The following is a 2,907-nucleotide window of genomic DNA, read 5'->3' as shown; positions in this document are numbered from 1 at the left end:
ACTCACCGTGCCTGGCAACGTTTACGGCAGGTGGTGGCACCTTATCATCAGGACCGCTGGCTGGCGCCGGACATCGCCAGCAGCGCCGCGCTACTGCAGGACGAACAAGCGCTGCTGGAGATCGCCCCGACACTGTTGTAGTGAGCCGAATCAGCAGCGGCAACTCCTTCTCTCTCCCCTAATATCCCCAAAAGGGAGAGAGGAAGAGCATTTCGTTCTGGTTGTGATTATTCGCTTCGCAGCCATTAGCCAATCATTACCGTCTTAGGTTCCAGATAAGCGCCGATGCCCCACTTGCCCATTTCACGTCCTAATCCAGAGTGCTTGAAACCACCGAAAGGCGCTTTAGGTTCATGGGCCAAGGTATTCACCAGCACTCGCCCTGCGTCAATTTGCCGGGCAACGGCCAGACAACGTTGATGGTCTTGGCCGATAACCATCGCGCTAAGGCCGTAAGTCGTGTCATTGGCGATCGCAATCGCTTCCGCTTCATCCTCATAAGGCAAAATAGTCAGCACCGGGCCAAAAATTTCCTCGCGGGCGATACGCATCTGGTTATTAGCGTGGGTAAACAGCGTCGGTTTGACAAACCAGCCTCGGGTTAATCCCTCTGGCCGTCCCGGCCCCCCCGCCAACAAACGCGCGCCCTCCTCAAGCCCCTGGTGAATATACCCTTGTACTCTTTCCCACTGTTTGCGACTCACCATCGGGCCGATATCGGTGTCAACTTGACGAGGATCGCCGGACTTGATCTGCGCTATCGCTTCCACCGCCACCTGTTCAAACTCAGCCAAACGCTGGCGAGGAACCAAAATACGCGTGCCCGCAATACAGGCCTGTCCGCTGTTCATAAAACCGGCCTGTAAGATCATACCAATTGTCGCTGGGAAATCAGCATCGTCGAGTAACAGAGTTGGCGATTTCCCCCCCAACTCCAACGTAACGCGCTTCATTGTTTCGGCACCGGATACCACAATGTGTTTCCCTACACCCGTTGAACCGGTAAAGGAAATTTTTGCCACATCCGGATTCCGGGTCAGCTCCTCCCCCACAACATCACCGCGCCCATTGACGATATTAAATACGCCTGCCGGCAAACCGGCCTGGTGCAGCGCCTCTGTGATGATCTGTGTCTGCATGGCGCTCATTTCACTGGGCTTAACCACCGCAGTACAGCCGGCAGCCAACGCCGTCGCCAGTTTATTGCAGATAAAACCCGCATCGCTATTCCAGGGGGTAATCAAGCCGGCCACTCCCACAGGCGTCATCCACACTTGCGCACTACCCACCTGCTCCTCAAATTCAAAGGCGTCCAACGCCTCAATGGCCTGAGCGATCACGCTGGCCGGGTAAGTCGCCATCCAGCGAGAACGAACCGAAGGGGCACCGTATTCGGTCACAATCGCCGCCATCAGATCATCCTCACGCGCCAGTACCGCCTGATGCATACGCGTCAGCGCCGCCTTGCGTTCGGTTTTGGTGGTGCGCGCCCAAGCGGGGAATGCCGCTTTAGCCGCCGCAATTGCCAATCGGGTATCGGCTTCATCTCCTAAACGGACACGCCCAATCACCTGCTCAGTGCTGGGATTATGTAAATCAAACCATTCATCACCATGAGGCGTTACGAACTCACCATTGATATAGATTTGTTCAATCTGTTGCATTTTCTCTCTCCACATACATCGTATCTTGATAAAAAGGAGTATAGAGAGCCTTTATCGTGCCGATAAGTAGGCTTATCATGCATGACTTATGCTGAAAATCAGGATAATCAATGTACCGTAACGGCATCACCGAACTCGAAGTGGTTTTGGCCGTGGCCCGCCACCGTAGCTTTCGCGCAGCAGCCCAAGAATTGGGCATGTCCAGCAGCGCAGTCAGTAGCGCCGTCGCCGGGTTGGAAACGAGACTGCAAGCGCGGCTATTCAACCGTTCCACCCGTAGCGTAGCGCTGAGCGACGCTGGTCAACGTTTTGTCGAACGCATCACACCCGCTCTGGCAGAAATCCAGCGCGCCAGTGAAGAGGCCGGCAGCGAGCCGGATATGCCCAGCGGCAGATTGCGTATCAATGCCCCACCTGAAGCAGCGCTGATCCTGTTAGAGCCCCTGCTGCTGGAATATATGCGACGCTATCCGCAGGTGGGTGTGGACATCGTTACCGAGCCGCGCATGGTGGATATTGTGGCTGATGGCTTCGACGCCGGTATTCGGCTGGCGGAATCCGTACCACAGGATATGATCGCCGTTCCCCTCACACAGGATATTCGCATGCTGATTGTCGCCAGCCCCGGCTATCTGGCACACCACGGTGCGCCACATCAGCCGGAGGATCTGCTGCAACACCAAAGCATCGGTATGAGAATGTCACACGGTGGTGTTTACCATTGGGAGTTGGAGAAGGACGGGCAGAAATTGCAGGTGAATATGCCAGTGCGTATCTCACTCAGTGAGAGCCGCGCTATCCGGCAGGCAGCGTTGGGTGGCGTTGGACTCGCTTTCATTGCCGAGTGGTTGATCCGTGATGAACTGGCTCAAGGATTGCTGATCCCACTGCTGGAACCTTGGTGCCAACCCTTTGGCGGATTAAGGCTTTATTATTCCGGCCGGCGCTATTTACCTGCCAGATTACGCGCACTGATCGACCTGATCCATGAACAGCGCGATAACGGCCAGAGGATCGGGTAATGGCAGTCAAGTAACCAGAAGATATCGCGCAATTAATAACTCACTATAACTTCCTGGAATCATAAAACAGTGAATAAATCCTATAAAAAAACCCGCCGAAGCGGGTTTTTATTTAGCAACGAACCAAGCCGTTATTACTGACCTTTAACTTCTTTCAGGCCGTTGAACGGAGCGCGTGAACCCAGCGCTTCTTCGATACGGATCAGTTGGTTGTATTTAGC

The 2,907-nt window shown here is 54.6% G+C and carries 3 protein-coding genes; 1 reads left to right on the top strand and 2 read right to left on the bottom strand.

All coding sequences use genetic code 11. From position 1 onward, the window contains the following. Nucleotides 1-245: 245 nt before the first annotated feature. A complete protein-coding gene (locus VGM55_RS12285) occupies nt 246-1,664 on the bottom strand; it encodes an aldehyde dehydrogenase family protein (protein WP_261444086.1) in 1,419 nt (472 codons plus the stop codon). A 110-nt stretch (nt 1,665-1,774) separates the two neighbouring features. Between VGM55_RS12285 and VGM55_RS12280 the strand changes: the two genes are divergently transcribed. Further along, nucleotides 1,775-2,686, top strand: a complete 912-nt coding sequence (locus VGM55_RS12280; RefSeq protein WP_261453572.1) for a LysR family transcriptional regulator — start codon at nt 1,775-1,777, stop codon at nt 2,684-2,686. Between the two features lie 134 nt (nt 2,687-2,820). Here the strand turns inward: VGM55_RS12280 and VGM55_RS12275 are convergent. Then, a partial coding sequence (locus VGM55_RS12275; RefSeq protein ID WP_331635612.1) for a hypothetical protein occupies nt 2,821-2,907 on the bottom strand: 87 nt, incomplete at its 5' end.

This window comes from Cedecea sp. (assembly GCF_036500665.1).
Taxonomy (GTDB): Bacteria; Pseudomonadota; Gammaproteobacteria; order Enterobacterales; family Enterobacteriaceae; genus Cedecea.
Note: the sequence above shows the minus strand (reverse complement) of the source record. Positions and strands in the feature narration are given on the sequence as shown.

Bases quoted from the DNA above. Each gene is read 5' to 3' on its own strand.
- VGM55_RS12280 (WP_261453572.1), top strand. From the start codon at position 1,775: ATGTACCGTAACGGCATCACCGAACTCGAAGTGGTTTTGGCCGTGGCC.
- VGM55_RS12285 (WP_261444086.1), bottom strand. From the start codon at position 1,664: ATGCAACAGATTGAACAAATCTATATCAATGGTGAGTTCGTAACGCCT.